20 protein-coding genes and 1 tRNA gene are annotated in these 21,173 nt (G+C 42.9%); 2 read left to right on the top strand and 19 right to left on the bottom strand.

The features are described from left to right. The first annotated feature begins 275 nt into the window (after nucleotides 1-275). Nucleotides 276-914: a tetratricopeptide repeat protein gene (locus GXZ17_RS06430; protein ID WP_409376466.1), complete on the top strand. Its 639-nt coding sequence runs from the start codon at nucleotides 276-278 to the stop codon at nucleotides 912-914. Between the two features lie 108 nt (nucleotides 915-1,022). On the opposite strand, the gene GXZ17_RS06425 is transcribed toward GXZ17_RS06430, so the two are convergent. Both GXZ17_RS06425 and GXZ17_RS06420 read right to left on the bottom strand, forming a co-directional pair. Then, nucleotides 1,023-1,664, bottom strand: a complete 642-nt coding sequence (locus GXZ17_RS06425; RefSeq protein ID WP_409376465.1) for a cyclase family protein — start codon at nucleotides 1,662-1,664, stop codon at nucleotides 1,023-1,025. Nucleotides 1,665-1,742: 78 nt separating this feature from the next. After that, nucleotides 1,743-2,453 (bottom strand): glycosyltransferase family 2 protein, encoded by a 711-nt coding sequence (locus GXZ17_RS06420; protein ID WP_409376464.1) that lies wholly within the window; start codon nucleotides 2,451-2,453, stop codon nucleotides 1,743-1,745. A 99-nt stretch (nucleotides 2,454-2,552) separates the two neighbouring features. Between GXZ17_RS06420 and GXZ17_RS06415 the strand changes: the two genes are divergently transcribed. After that, complete coding sequence (locus tag GXZ17_RS06415) at nucleotides 2,553-3,629, top strand: AI-2E family transporter (RefSeq protein WP_409376463.1); 1,077 nt, start codon at nucleotides 2,553-2,555, stop codon at nucleotides 3,627-3,629. On the opposite strand, the gene GXZ17_RS06410 is transcribed toward GXZ17_RS06415, so the two are convergent. The 17 genes from GXZ17_RS06410 to GXZ17_RS06330 form a co-directional block, all read right to left on the bottom strand. Further along, on the bottom strand, nucleotides 3,618-4,361 hold the full coding sequence (locus GXZ17_RS06410) for an SIR2 family NAD-dependent protein deacylase (protein ID WP_409376462.1): 744 nt from the start codon (nucleotides 4,359-4,361) through the stop codon (nucleotides 3,618-3,620). The two genes, GXZ17_RS06415 and GXZ17_RS06410, sit on opposite strands and share 12 nt — an antisense overlap. Before the next feature lie 10 nt (nucleotides 4,362-4,371). Next, on the bottom strand, nucleotides 4,372-4,950 hold the full coding sequence (locus GXZ17_RS06405) for a hypothetical protein (RefSeq protein ID WP_409376461.1): 579 nt from the start codon (nucleotides 4,948-4,950) through the stop codon (nucleotides 4,372-4,374). Nucleotides 4,951-4,959: 9 nt separating this feature from the next. Beyond that, on the bottom strand, nucleotides 4,960-5,529 hold the full coding sequence (gene pth, locus GXZ17_RS06400) for an aminoacyl-tRNA hydrolase (protein WP_409376467.1): 570 nt from the start codon (nucleotides 5,527-5,529) through the stop codon (nucleotides 4,960-4,962). Between the two features lie 3 nt (nucleotides 5,530-5,532). Continuing rightward, complete coding sequence (locus GXZ17_RS06395; RefSeq protein ID WP_409376460.1) at nucleotides 5,533-6,237, bottom strand: 50S ribosomal protein L25; 705 nt, start codon at nucleotides 6,235-6,237, stop codon at nucleotides 5,533-5,535. Nucleotides 6,238-6,257: 20 nt separating this feature from the next. Then, nucleotides 6,258-7,226 carry a ribose-phosphate diphosphokinase gene (locus GXZ17_RS06390; RefSeq protein ID WP_409376459.1) on the bottom strand — a complete coding sequence of 323 codons (969 nt, stop codon included), beginning with the start codon at nucleotides 7,224-7,226 and terminating at the stop codon, nucleotides 6,258-6,260. Then, nucleotides 7,227-8,615 (bottom strand): bifunctional UDP-N-acetylglucosamine diphosphorylase/glucosamine-1-phosphate N-acetyltransferase GlmU, encoded by a 1,389-nt coding sequence (gene glmU / locus GXZ17_RS06385; protein WP_409376458.1) that lies wholly within the window; start codon nucleotides 8,613-8,615, stop codon nucleotides 7,227-7,229. It lies immediately after the preceding gene. A gap of 167 nt (nucleotides 8,616-8,782) precedes the next feature. Then, nucleotides 8,783-8,857: transfer RNA gene (locus GXZ17_RS06380), tRNA-Gln, on the bottom strand. Between the two features lie 109 nt (nucleotides 8,858-8,966). Continuing rightward, complete coding sequence (locus GXZ17_RS06375) at nucleotides 8,967-10,133, bottom strand: BMP family ABC transporter substrate-binding protein (RefSeq protein ID WP_409376457.1); 1,167 nt, start codon at nucleotides 10,131-10,133, stop codon at nucleotides 8,967-8,969. A 487-nt stretch (nucleotides 10,134-10,620) separates the two neighbouring features. Next, nucleotides 10,621-12,669, bottom strand: a complete 2,049-nt coding sequence (gene tkt, locus GXZ17_RS06370) for a transketolase (protein ID WP_409376456.1) — start codon at nucleotides 12,667-12,669, stop codon at nucleotides 10,621-10,623. A gap of 30 nt (nucleotides 12,670-12,699) precedes the next feature. Next, nucleotides 12,700-13,629: an ABC transporter permease gene (locus GXZ17_RS06365; protein ID WP_409376455.1), complete on the bottom strand. Its 930-nt coding sequence runs from the start codon at nucleotides 13,627-13,629 to the stop codon at nucleotides 12,700-12,702. Beyond that, nucleotides 13,619-14,725 (bottom strand): ABC transporter permease, encoded by a 1,107-nt coding sequence (locus GXZ17_RS06360; protein ID WP_409376454.1) that lies wholly within the window; start codon nucleotides 14,723-14,725, stop codon nucleotides 13,619-13,621. The genes GXZ17_RS06365 and GXZ17_RS06360 overlap by 11 nt, the downstream gene beginning before the upstream one ends. After that, on the bottom strand, nucleotides 14,726-16,279 hold the full coding sequence (locus GXZ17_RS06355) for an ABC transporter ATP-binding protein (RefSeq protein ID WP_409376453.1): 1,554 nt from the start codon (nucleotides 16,277-16,279) through the stop codon (nucleotides 14,726-14,728). Between the two features lie 375 nt (nucleotides 16,280-16,654). Next, entirely contained in the window at nucleotides 16,655-17,095 is a 441-nt protein-coding gene (locus GXZ17_RS06350; protein ID WP_409376452.1) for a response regulator transcription factor, read from the bottom strand. 71 nt (nucleotides 17,096-17,166) lie between these two features. After that, nucleotides 17,167-17,814 (bottom strand): response regulator, encoded by a 648-nt coding sequence (locus tag GXZ17_RS06345; RefSeq protein WP_409376451.1) that lies wholly within the window; start codon nucleotides 17,812-17,814, stop codon nucleotides 17,167-17,169. A gap of 16 nt (nucleotides 17,815-17,830) precedes the next feature. Beyond that, nucleotides 17,831-19,360, bottom strand: a complete 1,530-nt coding sequence (locus tag GXZ17_RS06340; RefSeq protein ID WP_409376450.1) for a GAF domain-containing sensor histidine kinase — start codon at nucleotides 19,358-19,360, stop codon at nucleotides 17,831-17,833. Between the two features lie 940 nt (nucleotides 19,361-20,300). Further along, on the bottom strand, nucleotides 20,301-20,489 hold the full coding sequence (locus tag GXZ17_RS06335) for a hypothetical protein (RefSeq protein WP_409376449.1): 189 nt from the start codon (nucleotides 20,487-20,489) through the stop codon (nucleotides 20,301-20,303). Nucleotides 20,490-20,501: 12 nt separating this feature from the next. Then, on the bottom strand, nucleotides 20,502-20,942 hold the full coding sequence (locus GXZ17_RS06330; protein WP_409376448.1) for a hypothetical protein: 441 nt from the start codon (nucleotides 20,940-20,942) through the stop codon (nucleotides 20,502-20,504). Nucleotides 20,943-21,173 lie beyond the last annotated feature (231 nt).

Below are 21,173 nucleotides of genomic sequence, written 5' to 3'. Positions count from 1 at the left end.
TCCTTATAGTTTGGACCATGATAAAATCATTCAGGGGGTGACGAATAAGGGGCAATAAATACATTCAGGGGCAGGCTAAAAATGGCTCAAAAGTTGCCGGGGTAACGAACAAAAAGGGGTTAATAAGGGATATCCCCTTATAGTTGATAGAATTATTCAGGGGTGACGGAAAAACGAGAGGAATCAATAAGGAAGTTTTTTCTTTATAGCTCTGTTTTTTAAATGTGTTAAAATATATATAAAATACCTATCAATTTAGAAAGGAAGGGATTGAGATGCTCAAAAATAAAAAAGCCATTCTCGTTCTGAACTTACTTTTTTTATTGTCAATTACTCCTTTAGCTCAAAGCGCCGATTTTGGGCAGCCTATTTACAGCTTTGATGTAACAACTGAAGGTTACGCCCAGGTGATGTTCGATCAGGGCTATAACCTGTATCAAGCGGGGAGGAAAGAGGAAGCCATTCAGTTCTTTGTAGAAGCAGTAACTGCCAAACCCAACTTCACTAAAGCGTGGTTCTGGTTAGCTCGCACTTACCAAGAGGAGGAAATGATAGATGAAGCCATATGGGCGTGGAAGAAGGTTGTACAATTAGAACCAGATAATACTCAAGCCAAATATTTCCTGGAAAAATGCGAGAACTGGAAAAAGTACGGGAAAGATGCCTGGGAAAGTTATGAACAGGGTTATCTCAAATTTGAAAACAAGGATTACTCTGCTGCTATCGAGCTTTTCCGGCAAGCCATATCTCTTAACCCTAACATGGACAAAGCTCACTACTGGCTGGGCATGGCCTACTTCGAGACCAAAGATTACCATAATGCAGCACGGGCATTAGAAAAATATCTATCACTTCGGCCCGACGATAAAACCGCCCAGTACTGGCTAAAAGAAGCCAAAAATCGAGCAAAATAATTCAAGGTAGGATAGCTTTGCGGCGCTAAAAACAAAAAAACTGCTTAAAGACCGAATTGTACCGAGGGGAAAACAAAAAATCTTCTCCCCTCGGCATAATATTTACAGTTAACCACAAATAGCTACGGCTCTAATGGGTGAGCCAGTGCACCCTTTTAGTTTCAGAGGAAACCCGACGAAAATGATTCTTTTACTCCGGAGCTCCCTGAGGTTGGTTAAAGATTCGTAAATGATGATTTCTCGAGCTAAAAGAAGGCGATGAACCGCAAAGGGCTGGGAATCAATACTCGGACTATCAGTTCCTACCCCCTTTACTTTTTTATCTATCAAAAATTTAGCTACTTCCTCAGTCAGGAAAACCCCTTGAGCAAAGTATTCTGGCTTACCCAATAGCTTATCTACACCGCTATAGAAAAGTACAATGTCTCCCTCTTTTATATCTTTTTCTCCTAAAACCCTTTCCAGGTCAGGAAGTCTTAGCTCTCCTCTACCAAGGTAAGAGGAGACATCTAAAACCAGAGCTTCTCCCCAGAAACGTTCCAGGGGTATCTCTTCCACTGTTCTTCCTCCCTCAATGAAGTGAGCAGGAACATCGAGATGAGTGCCGGTATGTTCTACCATAAAAAACGCATTGGTAGCACTACCATGAATTTTCAAGTCACTCCATGGTAAAAGAGAAAGAGGAGGTTGGCCAGGAAAAACCGGGATATCGGTAGTAAGAGGAAGGGTCAAATCATAAATTTTCTTCATTTCGGTTGATGGAGGAAAAACCAACTCATGAAACGACCATAATTAAAAAACAACTGATAAAATTCATTTTATATTACGCTATACCATGACACCGTGTTTTTCTCCCTCTCCTACCAGTTTAGGCCAATTTTCTATTCGTTTTTTATAAAGAAAAAGAGTTTGCACTATTTCTTTATACATCTTAATTCGATGGTAAAATCCCAGAAAAAAGCCATATTTCTCCTCTTTATGATAGTGGGCTAAACCAGGAAGTGCCGGGAACTCTACATTTGCCTTATTTTCTAGGGCAACTCTGGTCAGAAAAGTTTCCACTCCAAAACGAGTCCAGGAAAAATCAGGTAAGCTTCTCACCCACTCTCCTCGCACTCCTCGCATCCCGTTGAGAATGGGAAAAAATTTTTGAGCAAGGTCACCCAATCTTCGACCTCTCTCAAAAACACCAATAGTCATAGCTAAAGAGGGGTCTTCTATCAAAGGCTTAACCAGCGCCAGGACATGCTCTTCAGTAAGACCAATCAAATCAGCATCCAGAAAAACATAAATATCGCTGTCTTTCTTTAGCCGAATTCCTTCTGCAAGAGCTGCTCCCTTTCCTCTGTCTTTATCCAGAGGAATAACCTCTACCGGAAAACTACGAGCTACATCCAGAGTCCCATCCTGGGAGTGACTATCGATTACCACTACCTCATCTACCCACTTGATCTTGCAGACTACCTCCAGCACCCTGGGTAATCTGGGAGCTTCGTTATAAGTGGGAATTAAAACGGTGATTTTTTGAGATTGTAGCATTACTTCTTCACCCGTTCTTCAATTTTATTATTTCCCCTATTGGAAATCTCCCCTTGTACGTTTACAATAATACTATCATATAAAGCAGGGAAAGGGAAAATGAATAACTCAGAAGAAGGAAAAATAATAAAAAATTTCTACTATCTCATTCTCATCGTCATCGCTCTTTATCTCGCCTATTTACTAAAAGATGTTTTAATACCCTTTGCCTTAGGTGGGCTTTTAGCTTATGCTCTTTCTCCTGTTGTTCAACTCCTGAATTCTCGGGGGCTCTCCTGGAAACTCTCGGTGGTTATAGTGTTTGTGGCAATACTGGTATTTTTCTTATCTCTTTTTATCTTTCTGGTTCCCGAAGTAATTTCTCAATTTAGAACCCTGACCTTTCAGTGGCCTCAGTACTCAGAAACCCTGATTGAGAAAATAATTGAAGGATTAGATAAACTTGATGAACGCTATCCAGATTCAAACATTTCTCAGGCTGTAGAAAGTTTCTTAACTAATATTTCCACCAATCTCCAAAACTACTTAACTCACGTAATTAGCGGTATTCCCAACTTAGTATCTATCCTGGCTAATATTATCTTTTTAGGCTTTATTATGACCCCTGTGGCTCTTTACTTTTTTATGGCTGATGCTACTAAAGTCCGCCGCTCTTTAGTAAGATTGTTTCCTCCTTCTCGACGAAGGGAATACATAGCCTTACTCCGGGAAATTGACCAGGTTTTAGGAGGGTTTATAAGAGGGAGAGCTTTAATTGCCCTTTTTGTAGGAACATGCGCTAGTGTTGGCTTGGCCCTGATGAAGATAGATTTTGCTCTGGCTATAGGGGTTATTGCTGGAATAGTAGAAGTAGTCCCCTACCTCGGTCCCGTGCTTGGTGCTATACCGGCTATTATTTTAGCAGCTACTAAATCACCATGGTTGGTTTTAGGAGTAATACTTCTTTTTGGAGGCATCAATTTTGTAGAAGGAATATTTATATCTCCCCAGCTTCTGGGCAAAGAAACTGGTCTTCATCCTCTAACTGTTCTTTTCGCTCTTGCAGTGGGGGGAAAGCTTTATGGGGCGTTAGGGTTAATCATTGCTATACCAGTGGCCGGTATCTTAAAAGGACTGCTTTCCCACCACCGGAAAACTAATAAACTGAAAACTAATAAACTCTCCTCAACTTCCTGAATTCTTCATAGCCTCATCGAGTCTCCAGAGAACCTCACTGGCTTTCCCTTGTAAAACAAAATGAGCTCGCTGGTCAAAAGGAGTAGGCTCCAGATTAACTATAATAAGGTAAGGACTATAAGAAGGGAGAAAATTGGCCGGAGAAACTTGCAAACTAGAACCAATAACCAAAAGAGGAAGACGATGAGCCAGCTCCACTGCCTCTTCGAAGCAAGGAGGTAACATATCGCCAAACAGCACAACATCAGGACGGATAATGCCGCCACACTGGCAATGGGGTGGTATGTCTCCTTCATCTACTTTTTCTTTCATAACTCTAATGGGAAAAGAAGCCCGACACTTGAGGCAATGGCCAGAGCGAAGATGGCCATGAATCTCCAGCACTTTTTGAGAACCAGCTTTATAATGCAAGCTGTCTATATTTTGGGTGACTACCGCCTCTACTAAACCTTCCTTTTCCCACTCAGCCAGAATGTAGTGAGCTCTATTAGGCTGAGCCTCTTCAAACTTCATAAGAACCGGAAGGCCTTCCTGATAAAAAACATGAGGGCGATTAAAAAGAACATCGGTAGATAAAATCTCCATGGGGTCATATTTATCCCACAAACCACTACCTGGGCTTCTAAAATCGGGGATGCCACTTTCCGTTGATATTCCTGCTCCAGTGAGCACCAACCAGGGTTTACGTTCCAGCATAAAAGATGCCGCTTTTTTAAATAAACTTTCGTCCATCTTTCTCTCCTTAAATTATGCTTGATACAATAATAAAAGTAATAACTATAGACATCACACTTCCAGCCACAACCTGATACAAATCATGTTTTGCTAAATAAATTCTCGCCCAGCCCAGAGGCAAAAGCAAAAGATAAAGAAACGCCCAGTAAGGGCTAATAATCATGGCCATCGCAGTAACAGGACCGGCAACACCAGCGAGATGAAGACTAATCTTCCAGAAAAGAGAAACAATTGCTCCCACAAAGGTTACTCCCAGATAACAACAGGTAATAGCTACAAGAGGTAAAGGTGCAGAAGTAAGAAGGAAAATAACCAGAGCTAAAAGGTAAAGACCACAAATCATTAAATAAGGAAAAAAACGCTCTTCTCTGTTGGGCAAATCAGGATCAGAAACTTTTCCCTTTTTAGTTAAGAAGACAACCAGTAGTATCGGGAATATGCCCACAAAAAGCAGGCCAATTAAAAAGAAAAACCAGGCTCTCCAGCCTGTTGCAAAACTAAAGCTCACCACAAGATATAAAAGCACTGCTATAGCGCTGGGCTGTAGCACCAGGGAGAAAGTTTCAGCTAATTTCTTTTTTTCCATTTTTCCACCTCAATCTTCTTGCGCATTGTATTTATTCATAGCTCTCTCCCATCCTTCCTCTAAGATAGAGGAAAGAGCAGAAACTGCTCTTTCCTCTCCTTTCTCTAAGAGAGCTTTCTCTTCCCCTTCTGGCACTCCCAGAACGTAATCTATGGCTTCCTCTCGAGAAAGTGGTTTACCTATTCCCACTCGAACACGTAAAAAATCGTCTGTTTTTAAGGTTTCTATTAGAGAATTCAATCCTCGGTGTCCGGCAGTGCCTCCTCCTTTTTTGATTCGCACCACCCCCGGAGGAAAGTCCATCTCATCGTGGACCACAATTAAGATTCCCTCAGAAAAAAGCTTAAATCGGGGAAAATAGAGAAGCCCCTCCCCGCTTTGATTCATATAGGTAAGGGGCTTCAATAGATAAACTTGCTTTCCCTCAACTTCTCCTTTTGTCCAGCTAAGACGATGACCGATATTTTGCCATTTCCAGTTGTATTGGCGAGAAAAACGATCTACTACTCGAAAACCCGCATTATGCCGGGTACGCGAGTATTTTTCTCCTGGATTGCCCAGACCTACTATTAAATACACCAACTATTTTTCTTCCTCAGTTTTTCCTTTCTCTGTTGTCTGAGATTCTCCTACCTCTTCCTTAGCTTCTTCCTCCGTCTCCTCTTCTACTCCTGCCTCTACTTCTTCCTCAACCTCTACCTCTTCCTCTACTACCCTAGGAGGAATAACTACTGCTATCACTTCATCTGGGTCTTCCATTATCGTGACATCCTGAGGAACTTTTAAATCTCCCACCCGGACGACATCTCCAATTTCCAACTCACTAACATCTACCTCAATACCTTCATCAGGTATAGCACCACTGGGACACTCCACCTCCAACTCTTGAGTAACTAACTCCAGAGTCCCACCGGCCTCCACCCCTCGAGCTTCTCCTTTTATTCTCACGGGTAGTGAAAGAGTTATTCTTTGACCAGTTTGCACTTCATAAAAATCCACATGCCAGATCTCTTCTTTTATGGGATTCTTTTGCAAATCGCGGATAATCCCCTTTCTCGTTTCTCCCTCTAAAGACAAATCCAGCATATGGTGAGTAATACCCGGTATTTGTAAGATGCGCTTCAGTTCTTTTTCTCTCACCTTCACCAGCTCTGCCTTTCCATCTCTGCTATCTCGAGAATATAAGACTGCTGGTATCCAGCCTTCTCTTCTCATCTTTCGGCTTTTCTCTTTGCCTTTTTCCTCTCTTCTTTCCAGATTAACAACAACATTGTTGCCTTTTGACATATTATCTTACCTCGCTCTTCTTATATAAAAAGTTCACTAACTGACAATTCACCATGAATCCTCTTAATTGCTTCAGCAAAAATAGGAGCCACAGAAAGTACCTTTATCTTATTTGCTCCTTGCTGAGAAAGTTTTTCCTGGCTTACTTCAATGGTATTGGTAACCACTACTTCCCGGAGACAAGAATTCTCAATTCGAGCAAAAGCTGGCTCACTAAAAACGGGATGGGTAGCACAGGCATAGATTTCTTTAGCTCCCCGTCTGTATAACGCTTCAGCCCCCTCCACCAGAGTTCCCGCAGTATCAATGAGGTCATCGACAATGATCGCTCTTTTATTTTCCACTTCCCCCACTACATTCATCACCATCACTTGAGAATAAGTAGGTCGGTGTTTATCAATAATTGCTAAATCTGCTCCCAGTTTATTGGCAAAAGACCGAGCTCGAGCTGCTCCTCCCACATCAGGGCTAACTACTACCGCTTCTTTCCATCCTCGAGAGAGGAAATAGCGAGCCAGAAGAGACTGAGCAGCCAAATTATCTACCGGTATATCAAAGAAACCCTGAATTTGTCCAGCATGTAGATCCATGGTCAAAACCCGGTCTGTACCGGCGGTAACTAAAAGGTTAGCCACCAGTTTTGCAGAAATTGGCTCCCGACCTTTAGTCTTTCGGTCTTGCTTACAATAACCATAGAAAGGAATGACCGCCGTAACTCTCTCCGCTGACGCACGATGTAAGGCATCAATCATTATTAAAAGCTCCATCAAATGGTCATTGGCCGGAGGGGAGGTGGGTTGTATCACAAAAACATCACAACCACGCACACTTTCCTCAATTTGCACCCTTATTTCTCCATTGGGAAAGCGCCCTACATCTGCTTTTCCTAAGGGGATATCGAGATACCAGCACACTTCCTGAGCCAGAACAGGGTTAGCCGTACCGCAAAAAACTTTTAGATGGCGGGAAAATTCCCGACTGGTTAACATTTAGTCTTTATTCCTCCGTGTTTTTCTTTTCGTCCAATCCTCGATGTTCTTCTGCTTGGCTCTCCCCACCCCCAGAGAATAGGGAGGGACATTTTGAGTTATGGTAGAGCCGGCTGCTGTATAAGCACCTTTTCCGATACTCACCGGTGCCACTAAGGAATTATTGCTTCCTATGAAAACTTCGTCTTCTATAAAGGTGGGATTTTTCTTCTCTCCATCATAGTTACAAGTTATGGTTCCTGCTCCAATGTTTACTTTTTTACCTATCTGTGCATCTCCTAAATAACTTAAATGCAAAGCTCTGGTTTCTTCCCCAATATGAGAATTTTTCACCTCTACGAAATTGCCCACCTTTACTCCTCGCTCCAGTTTGGTGCCCGGACGCAAATGAGCAAAAGGGCCAACTCTCGCTTCTTCTCCTATGGTAGACCCCTCCACCACACTATATTCTACAGAGCCATTCCTTCCCACCTTGCTTTCCGATATTCGAGAAAAAGGACCAATCCGAGCTCCTTTTTCGATTACGCTTTTTCCTTCTATGACTGTCCCGGGATATAACCACACATCCTCCTCTACCACCACATCCCAATCAACGTAGGTAGTAGAAGGGTCTAATATTTTTACCCCCTCATCCCACAGGGAAGCAATTTTCCTTTCTTTTAATATTAAAATAGCTTTGCTAAAATCAGCAGGGGTATTAACATTCAAAAATTGTTCATCCCACTCCACGGCAAAAGCCTCTGGCGTGTAGCCTTTTTCTCGAGCCACTCGAACTGCATCAGTTAGGTAATATTCCCCCTGAGCGTTAGAATTGTCAATCAAGGGAAGAATTTCTTGAAAGGCTTTTCTCTGAAAAGCAAAAACCCCCAAGCTCACCTCGGATATTTTTTTCTCCTGGGTGGAACAATCTTTTTCCTCTACAATCCCCAGAGGTTCTCCTTTTTCATCCCGCACTACCCGTCCAAAGCCAGCAGGGTCAGGAGAAAAAGAAGTTAGAAAAGAAAAGGGATAGCGATTTTCCTCCACTCGAGAGAGAAAAGAAAAAATAGTTTCTCCCTGAAGAAGGGGCATATCAGCATAAAGTATTAAAAACCAATCAATGCCTTCTTGCATCAGGGGGAAAACAGTACTCGCAGCATGAGCAGTACCTTTAGGCTCTTTTTGAACCACTATGGTTATATCCTGACCAAAACTACTTTTTATCAACTCTTCCATAGAGGGAGAAACCACCAGAAATCTTTGACCGAACTCTTCCCATTTCAACTCATCCAGTAAATATTGCATAATAGGCCTACCCCAGGCAGGGAGAAGCACCTTCGGAAGAGAAGAGCGCATCCTTTTACCCTGACCCGCGGCTAAAATTATTAAACCCCATTGAGAAAGATCCATATTTTTCACCACACCAGACAAAACGTGACCAAAGCACGCCCGATTTATGGAAACTATTAACTATTTTATCAAATTTCTATCCTTAATCAACTCAGATTCTTCATCTTTAGCTATCAATTGAGGAAAGCTGTAAGACTTAACTATTCGATGAGAGAACTAAAAGAAGATGGCTGGGGCGGGAGGACTCGAACCTCCGAGTAAGGGATCCAAAGTCCCTTGCCTTACCGCTTGGCCACGCCCCAATAGCTCCTTTATTATATAAGAGTAAAAAAACCCTGTCAATCAAATTCTCACCGTCTAGGAATAGATTCATAATCATAAAAAAGAGGGAGAGAATCTCTCCCTCTCAGATTACTCTGGTTCTCCGGGCCAGGGGCCAGCCACTCCTTCTGCAGCCCACTCCATGGTGATCAAATCTTCAAGAGCAAGACGAACCGAAGAGGGAACAAGTAGATTCCCCTTACGGTCTTTTATAGGTCCAGTAAAAGGACTGAAAGCATATTCAGGGTCGGCCATAGCTTTTTCTAACTCAAAGACTAAATCATAGGCGCTCATTTCTCCATATACCGGGTCATTTACCATATAGCTTTTCAAAGCTTCTTCAAATGCAGGGTTAACAGGCACGCCAAAGTCAGCTCCTAACTCCACTGCTCCGTTGCTTAAAAGCCACCAGTAATCGACGTTTTCCAAATTTTCATTGTTATAGAGTCCAGCATACACCTTAGCAAAAAAGTCGAGATAAATTGCCTCCCAGTGTACCAATTGCCCGGAAACTAGATGATTGGGCGCATAGGACAACATGGGAGAATAATGACCAAAACTGGGAAGTCCTTTTTCTTCTGCAACCTGAGCCACGCTTGCCGAATCTTCAGTAAAAGCCAGAACATCTATTCCCTCAGCAATGAGAGCTTCAGCTGCCTCTTTTGCCCCTTGAGGGTCATACCAGGCACTTTGCAACCACCGCACATTAACCTCTGCCTGGGGATTCACCCGGCGCACTCCCAGAGTAAAAGCATTAATGTGCCTTTTTAATTCCGGAGTAGGAAAAGTCCCCACGTAACCAATCTTTCCCGATTTAGTTAGTGCTCCAGCCATAATTCCGTTCAAATAATAAACTTGATGGAAATCAGCCATATAGGTGGCCAAATTAGGAGCTCGTTTAAACCCGGAACAATGAAAGAAGATTTTATCCGGGTATCTTTTGGCTGCATTCAAAGTTCCATCCATAAAGCCAAAACTTGTGGTCACCACTATATCCACTTTTTCTTGATTAATTAATCGATCGATGATTCCTTCTACTTCTCCTTCTGGAACTGCTTCTACATATATGGTATCCAGCCAGGGATAGACCTCTTCTAACACTTGACGAGCTTGCTCATGAGCATGACTCCAGCCTAAATCCCCTATTGGCCCTACATAGATAAATCCTGCCTTCAACTTAGCCTCTTCTGAAAAAGCTACTCCTGTAATAAGCAAAGACAAAAGAAGAACCACTGCTAAAACTGCCTTTTTATTCATTGAAACGCCTCCTTAAGCATGATAATGAAATTTTCGGAAGTTCCAAAATCTTGTGACATCAAACTAAATAAGCATAGTTCTATCGATTGCTGCACAACTCAACTCCCTTTATTTGCTACAAAATATCTCACATCTCGTGCCACCGTCAAGAGGATCATTTGTTTCGCTTACCATGGCAATCCCGATTTACCATCTATCCCTTACCTTCAGCTGTCATTGCAAATCTCATCTGGTGCCTGAGCGCAAGAAAAAGGTAGGAAAGGAAAGACTAAAAAACCGAGATAATAACACCGGAGAAAAAAGATTCCAGCATGCATGGCAATTTTAGAGTTTATAGGGGGTATCCGGGGAGACGTCTTCTCTACCCAATAGTTTTTGTTCTTTTATATTTTTAATCCGATTTTTAATCTTCCACTTCTAAGTTTATTTCTTTTCCAGGATGCCCCTATTGTATACATTATTCAATTTTCAAGGTGCACTTCTCTCTTTATTCAAGAAGAGACCGAGCTTGAGCTAAAAGATTTTCCAGACTGATACCTAATTTTTCCAGCACCACTTTACCAGGAGCAGAGGCGCCAAAGCGATCAATGCCAATGACCTTACCCTCTTCCCCTACATATTTATACCACCCCAGTGTTGCTCCAGCTTCAATGGCAATTCGTTTTTTAACTTCCGGAGGAAGAACTTCCCGGCGATATGCCTCAGGTTGTTCTTCAAATAATTCACAGGAAGGCATACTTACTACCCGCACCCGGACTCCCTCAGAAGATAGTTTCTCATAAGCCTCCAGAGCCAGACTCACTTCTGAACCTGTAGCAATAATGATGAGCTGAGGTAAATGCGGTGCACAATCGGCGATGATGTAGGCTCCTTTTCTCAAGCCTTCCGCTTTTCCATATTTATCCCGATCGATTACAGGTACGTTTTGCCGGGTTAAAATGAGCGCTACCGGTTCTTCTTTCCTTTCTATGGCTATTTTCCACGCTTCACGAGTTTCATTAGCATCAGCCGGTCGAATGCAAACTAAATTAGGCATTGCCCGAAAGCTCATAAGCTGTTCTACCGGTTGATGAGTTGGCCCATCTTCCCCCAGAGCTACCGAATCATGAGTCCACACATAAATGACTTTACAATGGGAGAGAGCTGCCACTCGAGTGGCTGGCCTCATATAATCAGAAAATACAAAAAATGTCGCCCCAAAAGGAATAAGCCCCCCATGAATGGCAATACCATTTAAAATAGCCCCCATAGCGTGCTCTCGCACGCCAAAAGCAATATTTCTTCCCTCATAACCCAGAGGTCCTTCCACAAGACCTTGAGTTCCAGGGGGGCACGAACCGGGCGCCTGAAAGCTCCCTTTCCCTTTCAAGACTGTGTTTGTAGAAGGGTCTAAATCCGCCGAGCCACCGATGAGAGAAGGAATTTTATCTGCCAGGGCGTTGAGAACTTTGCCTCCTGCCGAGCGAGTGGCAATGTCTCCTGAAGCAGGATCAAAAACAGGAAGGCCTTCGTCCCACCGGGGAGGGAGCTCTCCCTTTATAAGCATGGTCAACTCCTGTGCCAATTCGGGAAACTCTCGAGTATAGGAAGAAAAGAGGTTATTCCATTCTTTCTCCTTTTCTTCACCTTCCCTTATAATTTCTCGCATGTGATTTAAAGCCTCTTCGGGAACATAGAAATCCTGATCCAGAGGCCAGCCGAAAAACTTTCTCGTCTCTACTACCTCTTCTGGTTTTAGAGGTGAGCCATGGACTTCAAAGCTATCCTGTTTAGGACTCCCATACCCGATATGAGTAGAAACCATTATAAGAGAGGGGCGGCTTTCGTCTTTTTGTGCTTCCTGAATTGCCCGAACAAGCTCTTCTAAATTGTTTCCATCTTTTACTTCAAGTACCTGCCATCCATAAGCTTCAAAGTGCATTCTGATGTTTTCAGTAAAACAAATTGACGTCTCTCCTGAAAGACTCACCCGGTTATTATCAAAGAGATAAATCAGTTTCCCCAGTTTCAAATGCCCGGCTAAAGAAGCCGCCTCCTGCGCCACTCCTTCCATTAAATCCCCATCACTCACCAGAGCATAGGTATAGTGGTTAATAATGGGAAAGCCAGGACGGTTGAATCGGGCAGCAAGGTGAGCTTCAGCAATTGCCGCTCCCACGCCCATCGCAAAGCCCTGTCCCAAAGGGCCAGTTGTAGCTTCTATACCACAATCTATGCAGCGTTCCGGATGTCCAGGGGTATGGCTTCCCCACTGGCGGAAACTCTTTAGTTCATCGAGACTCATCTTCTCATATCCACTCAGATAAAGAAGAGTATAAAGCAAGGCCGAACCATGCCCTGCCGAGAGGATAAAACGATCCCTATCAAACCACCGGGGATTTTTAGGATTATGTTTCATAACCCGTCGAAAAAGAACGTAACCCATCGGAGCAGCTCCTAAAGGTAATCCAGGATGTCCCGATTTTGCTTTCTGGATCGTGTCCAGAGCCAGCATTCTAATAGTTTTGACCGTTAACTGATCCACAGACGCTTCCAATTTTTTCACTCCTTTCTTAGTTTCCTATATTTACTCTGATTCTCCCCGCTCATAAGGTTTTCCTAAACTTCCCGGAACACCAATCTTTTTCCGAAAAGCGAGACGAGAAAAGAACACCAGAGCCACCACCGGGAAAAGATAAGGCAGGGAATTTAAAATTTCTGGAGCAACGAAAACCTGTAAGCGAAAAGCTAAGTGAAACAATGCTCCGAAAAGGTAAGCACCAAGAGGAGCATAGAGAGGATTCCAGAAAGAAAAAATAGTTAATGCCACTGCTAACCATCCCATCCCCTGAGTCATACCTGAAGACCAGGTGGGACGATAGGCAACAGCAATATACGCCCCTCCTAACCCAGCCATAATTCCTCCCCAAAAAACTGCTATATAGCGCACTTTCCATACATTGACACCCAGAGCATCACAAGCTGCAGGGTTTTCCCCACAAGAACGCAAAAAAAGTCCCGGTTTAGTTTTAAAAAGAAAAAACCAGAGCACCAGAGCCAGAATGATACTCCCCACCACAAGGAGATTGCTATCTCTAAAGAGGGTTCTCATCCAGAGAGGGAGCAGAGACAAAAAGTCTTCCGAGAAGGGTCTGATAGGTGAGGTGAGCACCTTCCCCTCCCAACTTCTTCCCAAAGTTTCAGCAATCCCCGTTCCCAACATAGTGAGAGCCAGTCCCGATACAGTTTGGTTGGCACGCAGAGTAACACTAGAAAAAGCATGAATCAGAGAGAACAATCCTCCCGCTATGGCTCCCGCCAGAATTCCCAACCAGGGGTTAGAAGTCAAATAAGCCACACAAAAAGAGGAAAATGCCCCCAGCATCATCATTCCCTCTATCCCCAGGTTTAGAACCCCGGCCCGCTCGACATAAATCTCTCCCAGCGTGGCTAAAAGAAGGGGAGTGCCATAAGCCAGAGCCCGATTTAAGGTTCCTAAAACAAGTTCAAGAGCCACTTCTCTCCACCGCTTTCTCCTCCCCCCATATGATACGATATCGGCTCAAACGTTCAGTAGAAATGAGAAAAAAGAGAATAAGCCCATTGAATACCGATACCACCTGAAAAGGAATACCCAACGACACCCGGAGAGCATCGCCACCGGAGAGGAGAGCACCAAACAAAAAAGAGGTAAAAATTGTAGCCAGAGGATTGGCTCGAGCTAACCAGGCCACAATTATCGCCGTGTATCCGTAACCTAAGGAAATATGGTCGGGATGCCTCAAAAGATGATGTATACCAGCAACCTCTCCTACTCCTGCAAACCCGGCTAACCCCCCTGAGAGGAACATCGCGAAAAGAACAATCTTTTCCTCACTTATTCCCAGAAGCTTTGCTGTTTCAGAACTGTTACCCACAATACGGAACTCAAAACCTAAAGCGCTTTTTTTAAGGAAAATATAGCCCCCCACAGCCAGAACAATGCCTGTTAAAAGAGTAAAATAGGGAACTCTGGTTATCCCCATCGTTTTAAGCCAGGCCGCCTCAGGAAAAGTATCAGTGTAGGTAAAACCTCGCACTCCTTTACCTTTCCAGGGACCTCCAATTAGATAGAGAACCAGATTAGAAGCCACATAGTTAAGCATAAGGGTAGAAAGAACCTCGTTCACTGCAAAACGAGTTTTAAAGAAAGCAGGAATCAAAGCCCATCCTGCTCCAGCTAAGAATCCCAGCAGAAACATCGTGGGAAGTAAAAGAAAAGAGGGAAGCCCGGAAAAAAGAGCCACCCAGGTAGCGGCAACAGCTCCCAGAAGAATTTGCCCTTCCGCTCCAATATTGAGCACTTGAGCCCGAAAAGCTAAAGCTAACCCCTCACCTACCAAAAGTAGAGGAATGGTTCGCTTTAGAGTCTCGGAAAAAGCGTACCAGCTCCCAAAAGCTCCCCGGAAAAAAGTTTGATAAGCTATCCAGGGAGAAATATGGTAGAACAGAAAAATAATGCTGCCACATGCAAAAGCAAGAACAATAGCCAAAAGAGAGAAAAAGATGACAGAGTAAAGAGTTGGTTGTAGCGATAACTCTACGCGGAACGACGTAAGTTTTCTTCTACCCACTTATATCCTTACGCCTCCCATCCCCAACCCAATTTCTCGCCGATCTTCTTCTGTCCAGTGCTCTTTCTCTTTCTCTCCTACAATTTCTCCCTTAAACATAATCACTATTCTATTGGAAAGTTTCAAAAGCTCATCCAGGTCTCCAGAAATAAGAAGAATTCCTGCACCTTCTTCTTGAGCTTTTACCAGTAACTCATGAATAGCCTCTACACCGGAAACATCCAAACCAGCAGTGGGATTGGAAGCTATCACCAATTTTGGTTTCCGCTCCAGCTCCCGCGCAATGATTACTCTCTGACGGTTTCCTCCTGAAAGAAGCCGCACCGGAATATCCGCAATAGGTGGATTAATGTGATAATTGGAAATAAGTTTTTCACTGTAAGCTTCTGCCTTTTCCCAGTCCACCCAGAAACCCTGGGAAAACGGAGGCCGAGAATAACCTCGCAGCAGGAGGTTTTCCGCTACACTCATCTCCCCCACCAACCCCATATGCCGCTCTTCAGGAATATAAGCTACTCCTAAAGAAGCGATATCTCGAGGCGGGAGATTAGTTATTTCTTTATCTTGTAAGAAAACATGCCCTTCTGTAGCCTGACGTAAACCCACTATTACTTCCGCCAATTCTTTCTGTCCATTTCCCGCCACACCTGCCACCCCTACAATTTCTCCCTCTCTTACGGTAAGAGAGAGCTTTGAAAGAGCAGGAATTTCTCTATCTCCCATAGCGGAAACTTTCTGAAGCTGAAGAATAATTTTACCTGATACGGTTTTACGGGGAACCACAGAAATCACTTCTTTTCCCACAGTCATTCGGGCTAACTCTTCCAGAGAAACCGAGGAGGGAAGAATAGTAGAAATCACCTTCCCTCTCCGCATCACTGTCACAGCATCGGCAATCTCTTTAACCTCATTGAGTTTGTGAGTGATAAAAATGCAGGTTTTACCCTCTTCTTTCATCAACCGGAGAGTGGCAAATAGCTCTTCTGCTTCTTGAGGAGTCAGAACCGAGGTAGGTTCATCCAGAACAAGAATTTCAGCCCGGCGATAAAGAGCTTTAAGAATCTCAACTTTTTGCTTCTCGCCCGCTGAAAGTTGCCAGATACGAGCTCGAGGATCTATTTTCAAACCATATCTTTCTGAGAGAAACCTGATTTCGGATTCCGCTTTTTCTGCGGGAAAGAAAAAAGGAGTAGATGCTAACCCCAGAATGATATTTTCGCTAACCGTGTGAGTAGAGATGAGCTTAAAATGCTGGTGAACCATGCCAATCCCCAGATTAATGGCCTCCCGAGGGGAAGAAATCTTAGTGGGCATACCCCTAATGATTATTTCTCCTTCATCGGGGGGAAAAAGTCCATAGAGAATATTCATGAGCGTTGTCTTGCCTGCTCCATTTTCTCCCAGTAAAGCGTGAACAGTGCCTTTTTCTACTTCAAAAGATACCCGGTCGTTAGCTAAAATGTCAGGAGAAAAACGTTTGGTGATAGAGCGGAAAGCAACCTCGACTGTTTTTCCTTCCTTGCTGTTTTTCTCTTTTTTTTCTACTACCGCCATATAAATTCATCTCCACACAGGATTATACCTTATTTCTCAAAAAACTCACCAGAGTATTATACTATAGGGGGAAACCTCCTATCACCCCCTTTAAGGGATTAAAAGAAAAACAGAAAAAGATAAAAAGGAAACAGAACTACCTACAGTGTAAAACTAAAAAGGCAGCCTGCGGCGCTAAAAACAAGATAAAAAGACAAAATTACTGAGGGAGAAAGCATCCCTCAGTATCTACGACGTAAGACTAAAAACTATGCCGGGGAAAGCGTCTCCCCCGGCAGTAGGTGGCCTCTTCTTATAACCCTCCTTGAGAAGAGGCCTTATAGCGCGAAGAACAACTCTCCCCATAAATGAAGTAGATTAAAATGATTCTTGCGGTTAAATCTCCCCGATCTGGCGAATCTTCTGGTAAAGGATATCCAATTCTTCTCCTTTTACCAGATAAGCATAAGCCCCGTTTTTCATAGCTCGCTCTCTACCTTCTTCATAAATAGTAAGCATAATTACCGGAATGCCCAGCTGAGATTTAATCTCCTGCAAGATACTAATCCCATCACCATCGGGAAGCTGCACATCCAGAATAACAACATCGGGTTGAGCAGCTTTGATTTTTTGCAAAACTCCCCGGGCACGATGATAAGTACCCACCACTTTTATATCTTTTTGACGGTTGAGAAGAAACACCAGGCTTTCCAGGAAAAAACGGTTATCATCCACAACAAAGACTTTTTTCTGGCTGATTTTGACCTCCGTTGTCAATTTACCATCCTCCAGACTCTGCAGTTCTAAATCCTGAATACTACTATAAATGGAAAACAACCTGCTTCATATAGGACTAAATTCCTATTTTTAAAAGCCAAGTGTACTATATTGGAAAATGAGAAGTACTATTATTGAATCCCCTCCCTCACTGCTATAGTGACCAGCTCTGTTCGACTTTTTATCGATAGCTTATCCATAATGTTGCTGATATGATTTTTTACCGTACTTTCGCTGATATACAGCTCCTGAGCAATCTGCTTATTATTTTTCCCCTGAACAATCAACCGAGTAACTTCAATTTCCCGTTCGGTCAATTTATTATATAAAATTGATTGTTCCTTATCCAGGGGACTGGTTTTTCTGATTCTATCTACCATGCGAGTATAGACATGATTACTCAAGAGTATTTCTCCATCCATAGAGGCTTGAATGGCTTTTAACAGGTGTTCAGGTGATTCTTGTTTCAGGATATATCCTTGGGCTCCTTCTTTTATCGCCCGATTGATGGTTTCTTCATCTTCCTCAACCGTTAACATTATCACCCGGCAGTCTCCTTTTTGTCGTTTTATGAATCTTATTAACTCAATCCCACTTCCACCCGGCATATTAACATCTACCAGAGCAACATCAACTTCATTAAAATCAATAGATTTTCGCGCTTCTTCGCCACTTTGAGCCACTGCCTTAACTTCATACCGGCCATCACTTTCCAGCAGTTGTTTTAAACCAGCAATAAAAATGGGATGGTCATCAATAAGAGCAACTCTTATTTTCATAGCTCTATACTAAAAATTAAACCGCTATTTCTCTCGGTAAGGGAACTTTTACCATAATTTTTGTTCCCCATCCCGGTTGACTATCAATATCAAACTTCCCTCGCAAAACCCGAACCCTTTCTTTAAGGCTTCTAAGACCAAAATGTTCAGATTCTTTTTCTTCCAAAGCTTCAGGGTCAAAGCCCACTCCATCATCTTCTATAGAAAAAATCATCTGTTGTTTGCTATTCGTTATACAAATTTTAACTTTCTGAGCTTGAGCATGTTTTTGAATGTTAGATAAAGTTTCTTGCAAAATCTTCAGCACCGTTTGGTAAACCTGATAAGGAATTTCTTTAACATCCACTTTATAGTCAAACTCAACCTCTTTGTCAGGAGTAGCAAAAAGATTGATAGTCTCGTCAACTTTCTCCCGGAATTGTAGAGGAGTAATTGGTTTGCCCTTCAGTTCAGAAAGAATAAAGCGCGATTCTTCCAGACCCAATTTATTCAAAGATTGAACTTTCTGCAAAATCAAGAGGTCGTTGGAATCGGCATTTTCCAGACTTTTTTCCAGAAGATGAAGATAAATTTGAGTGGTAACCATAATCTGCGTTAATCCATCATGAAGTTCACGTGCCAGGCGATTTCTTTCTCTCTCCTGAGCCAGCCTTCTACTCTTTTGATAGAGGGAGATATTCTCAAGAGCAGCATTTCCCATATTCACCACAATGGAAAGCACAAGATAATCGATAATAGTAATAGGCTTCTTCAAAATGCCCGTAAAAAGGTAGGGAGGATGATTTCCTGATACTAAAGGTATAAAGAGGAAAAAAATTCGGGAACTATGTTCAATAGTTATAACTTCCTTTTGCTCAATACACTCCTGGATTTGGTCATCAACTTCAGCAAAATCCTTCCACCGGAGCTGTTTTGGCCAATCTTTCTCAAAAACCAGAAAAGGTCTTTTTTTAGAAAGCTTGAATACTGCTGCCTTTCTCGCACCCGTCAAGGTTTTCACCGAATAAAATATTTTCTCAAAGACATCACTTGAGGTATCAGTACAGAATAAAGAGGAAAAAAGGCCAACGATTTCAGATAGGGCAACAATAATGTGCTCCCGCCTCCGGCGAAGACTGTTTTCTTCCAGGATGATAGCAATATTAATGGTGAGTGCTTCCAGCTGGGGAATGTCCTCTTCCTCGAAGGGGCAGTCAGTCCGGTTTAAATTAAGGACACCAGCTACCGCTCCATCAGTCTTTTTGATAGGAAGCGAGATAGAATAATCTTCTCTTTTCCTTCGGCGAGAAAACTGACTGTAATTATAGTCATCTATAATCAAGGGCTCACCGGTTTTAAAAACATGCTCCGATACAGTTTCCCCATCCGATTTTATTGGAGCTCCGATATACTCATCCAGAAGCCCCTGACCAGCAGCAATAAATAAGCTTCCATCACTACGAGCCAAAACCAAAGACCCAGTTTGAGCACCAGATAGCTTTATCGCATTGTCAACAATGCTCTCCAGGGTTTTTATTTCACTCCCGTTGAAGGTATGCTCTACCACGCCCACGCCCCTCCACGATAGAAGAAATGAAAATCTTTACAATATTATAGCAGAAAAGAACTATAAGGGGGTTTACCCCCTTATAACCCCCAAATACCGAAAAGATTAAAAATGTAAAAGACAAAAAACTACTGAGGAAGGAAACAGACGATCTACGACGAAAGATTAAAAGACTAAAAGAAAAACAGAAAATGCAAAAATCACTGGAAGAGGAAATACATCTCTCCCAGTATAAGAGGGAAAGAATTCCCCCCTTATGAACCCCTGGAAAGACAAAACAAAGAGGGCAAATACAACACGGAGAAAAGACCTCCGTGTTTGTCATTCCTGAATGGTTCTATCCCCTTTTTCGTCACCCCGGCAACTTGCGAGCCGGGGTCCAGAAGTATTTGAAAGCATATGGATGCCTGATAAAAGCGCTCAGGCATGACGAGAGAGGTGGATTCCTGAATGCTTCTACGAGGGGTCTAAACTATAAAGGGGATAAATCCCCCTTATAACCCCCAAAAAAACAAAAAACATAAAAAAATAAAAGACCACTGAGAGAGAAAAAACAGACAGCCTACGGCGTAAGATTAAAAGACTAAAAGAAAAACAGAAAATGCAAAAAACTACTGAGGATGAGGAAAACATCTTCCTCAGTGGATTCCCGACTAAAACTTTCGGGAATGACAAAAAGGGAAGTCGTCACCCCTGAATGGCTCTATCATCACCAAGTCCCTCATTCCTGAATGGTTCTATCAGGAATCTAAATAACAGGATGGGAAACCCTCTATGTATTTTCCCCTCAAGTCCGTCACCCCGGCAATCTTCAAGCCGGGGTCCACAGCATAGAGTACAAATCCACTTATCGCCCACTTATTTTTTATCTGTGCGAGTCCTCAAGATGGTAATTTAGCAGGTTTTGCGGGATACCGTAGCTATATCCTGTTTATAAAAACTATCCTGTCTTTTTTTCTTCCAAAGCAATCCAACCCTCTTTAATGGCCCTGATAGCCCGGATTAGGTGAAGCTCAAACATCATCTCATCGCCTTCAAATTCCCGCCGGATTTCTTCCTCTATTTGAGTGAGCTCAGCGGCGGGCAAGCCACTTTCTCTTTTAATCTTTTCTAAATCGAACATTTCCATCTTTTAATCTCCCTAAACCTCTGGAGGAGCCAAGATCTCAATCATCTTGAGCCCCTGTTTAGCATTGACGTAATTCACCAAAAATCGGGTGCTACGCTTGACTAAATGCTTAAAATTCCAACTAACCAAGATATCTGCATTGCCAAATACTGCTGCAGCTACATGGAGAGCATCTGCAAAGTACCTCGATGGTACCACTCCTTCTTCGACATAGAGCTTTGCCAGGTTTCTCATCTCATCGGTTAGATTAAGAACCATAAAATTTTGGGTAAGGGTAAGTAACTTTTCTCTCAGGTTGGAATGTGCTTGGCCAAGCTCCTCAATAGTTAGCTCAGAGCAAAGCTTTTCGTGTCCTTCCAGTACTAGCCAGAAATCCCTCGTCATCTGCATCCGCTCTGGTGTTCTTTCATCATAATATGCGCTGAAAACAGAAGTATCCAGGTAAAGTTTCATCCCTTCCCGCTTTAACTCCCTTCATAGGCTACCTGATAACACTCTCGATATTCACCAGTTCAGCTTTATTTTATCACAATCCATTCAGCCATTGCATATATTATTGCTCTTCTCTATTATCCCTGCATGGCTCAGAATTACAGGGGCTAAATCTACTTATCGCTTCCTCTTTTGCTGCCGCAATGACACTCCGTCTCCATCATTCCTGAATGGTTCTATCGACTATGAGGG

The organism is Candidatus Sordicultor fermentans (assembly GCF_012728195.1).
GTDB lineage: Bacteria > Atribacterota > Atribacteria > Atribacterales > Caldatribacteriaceae > Sordicultor > Sordicultor fermentans.
Note: the sequence above shows the minus strand (reverse complement) of the source record. Positions and strands in the feature narration are given on the sequence as shown.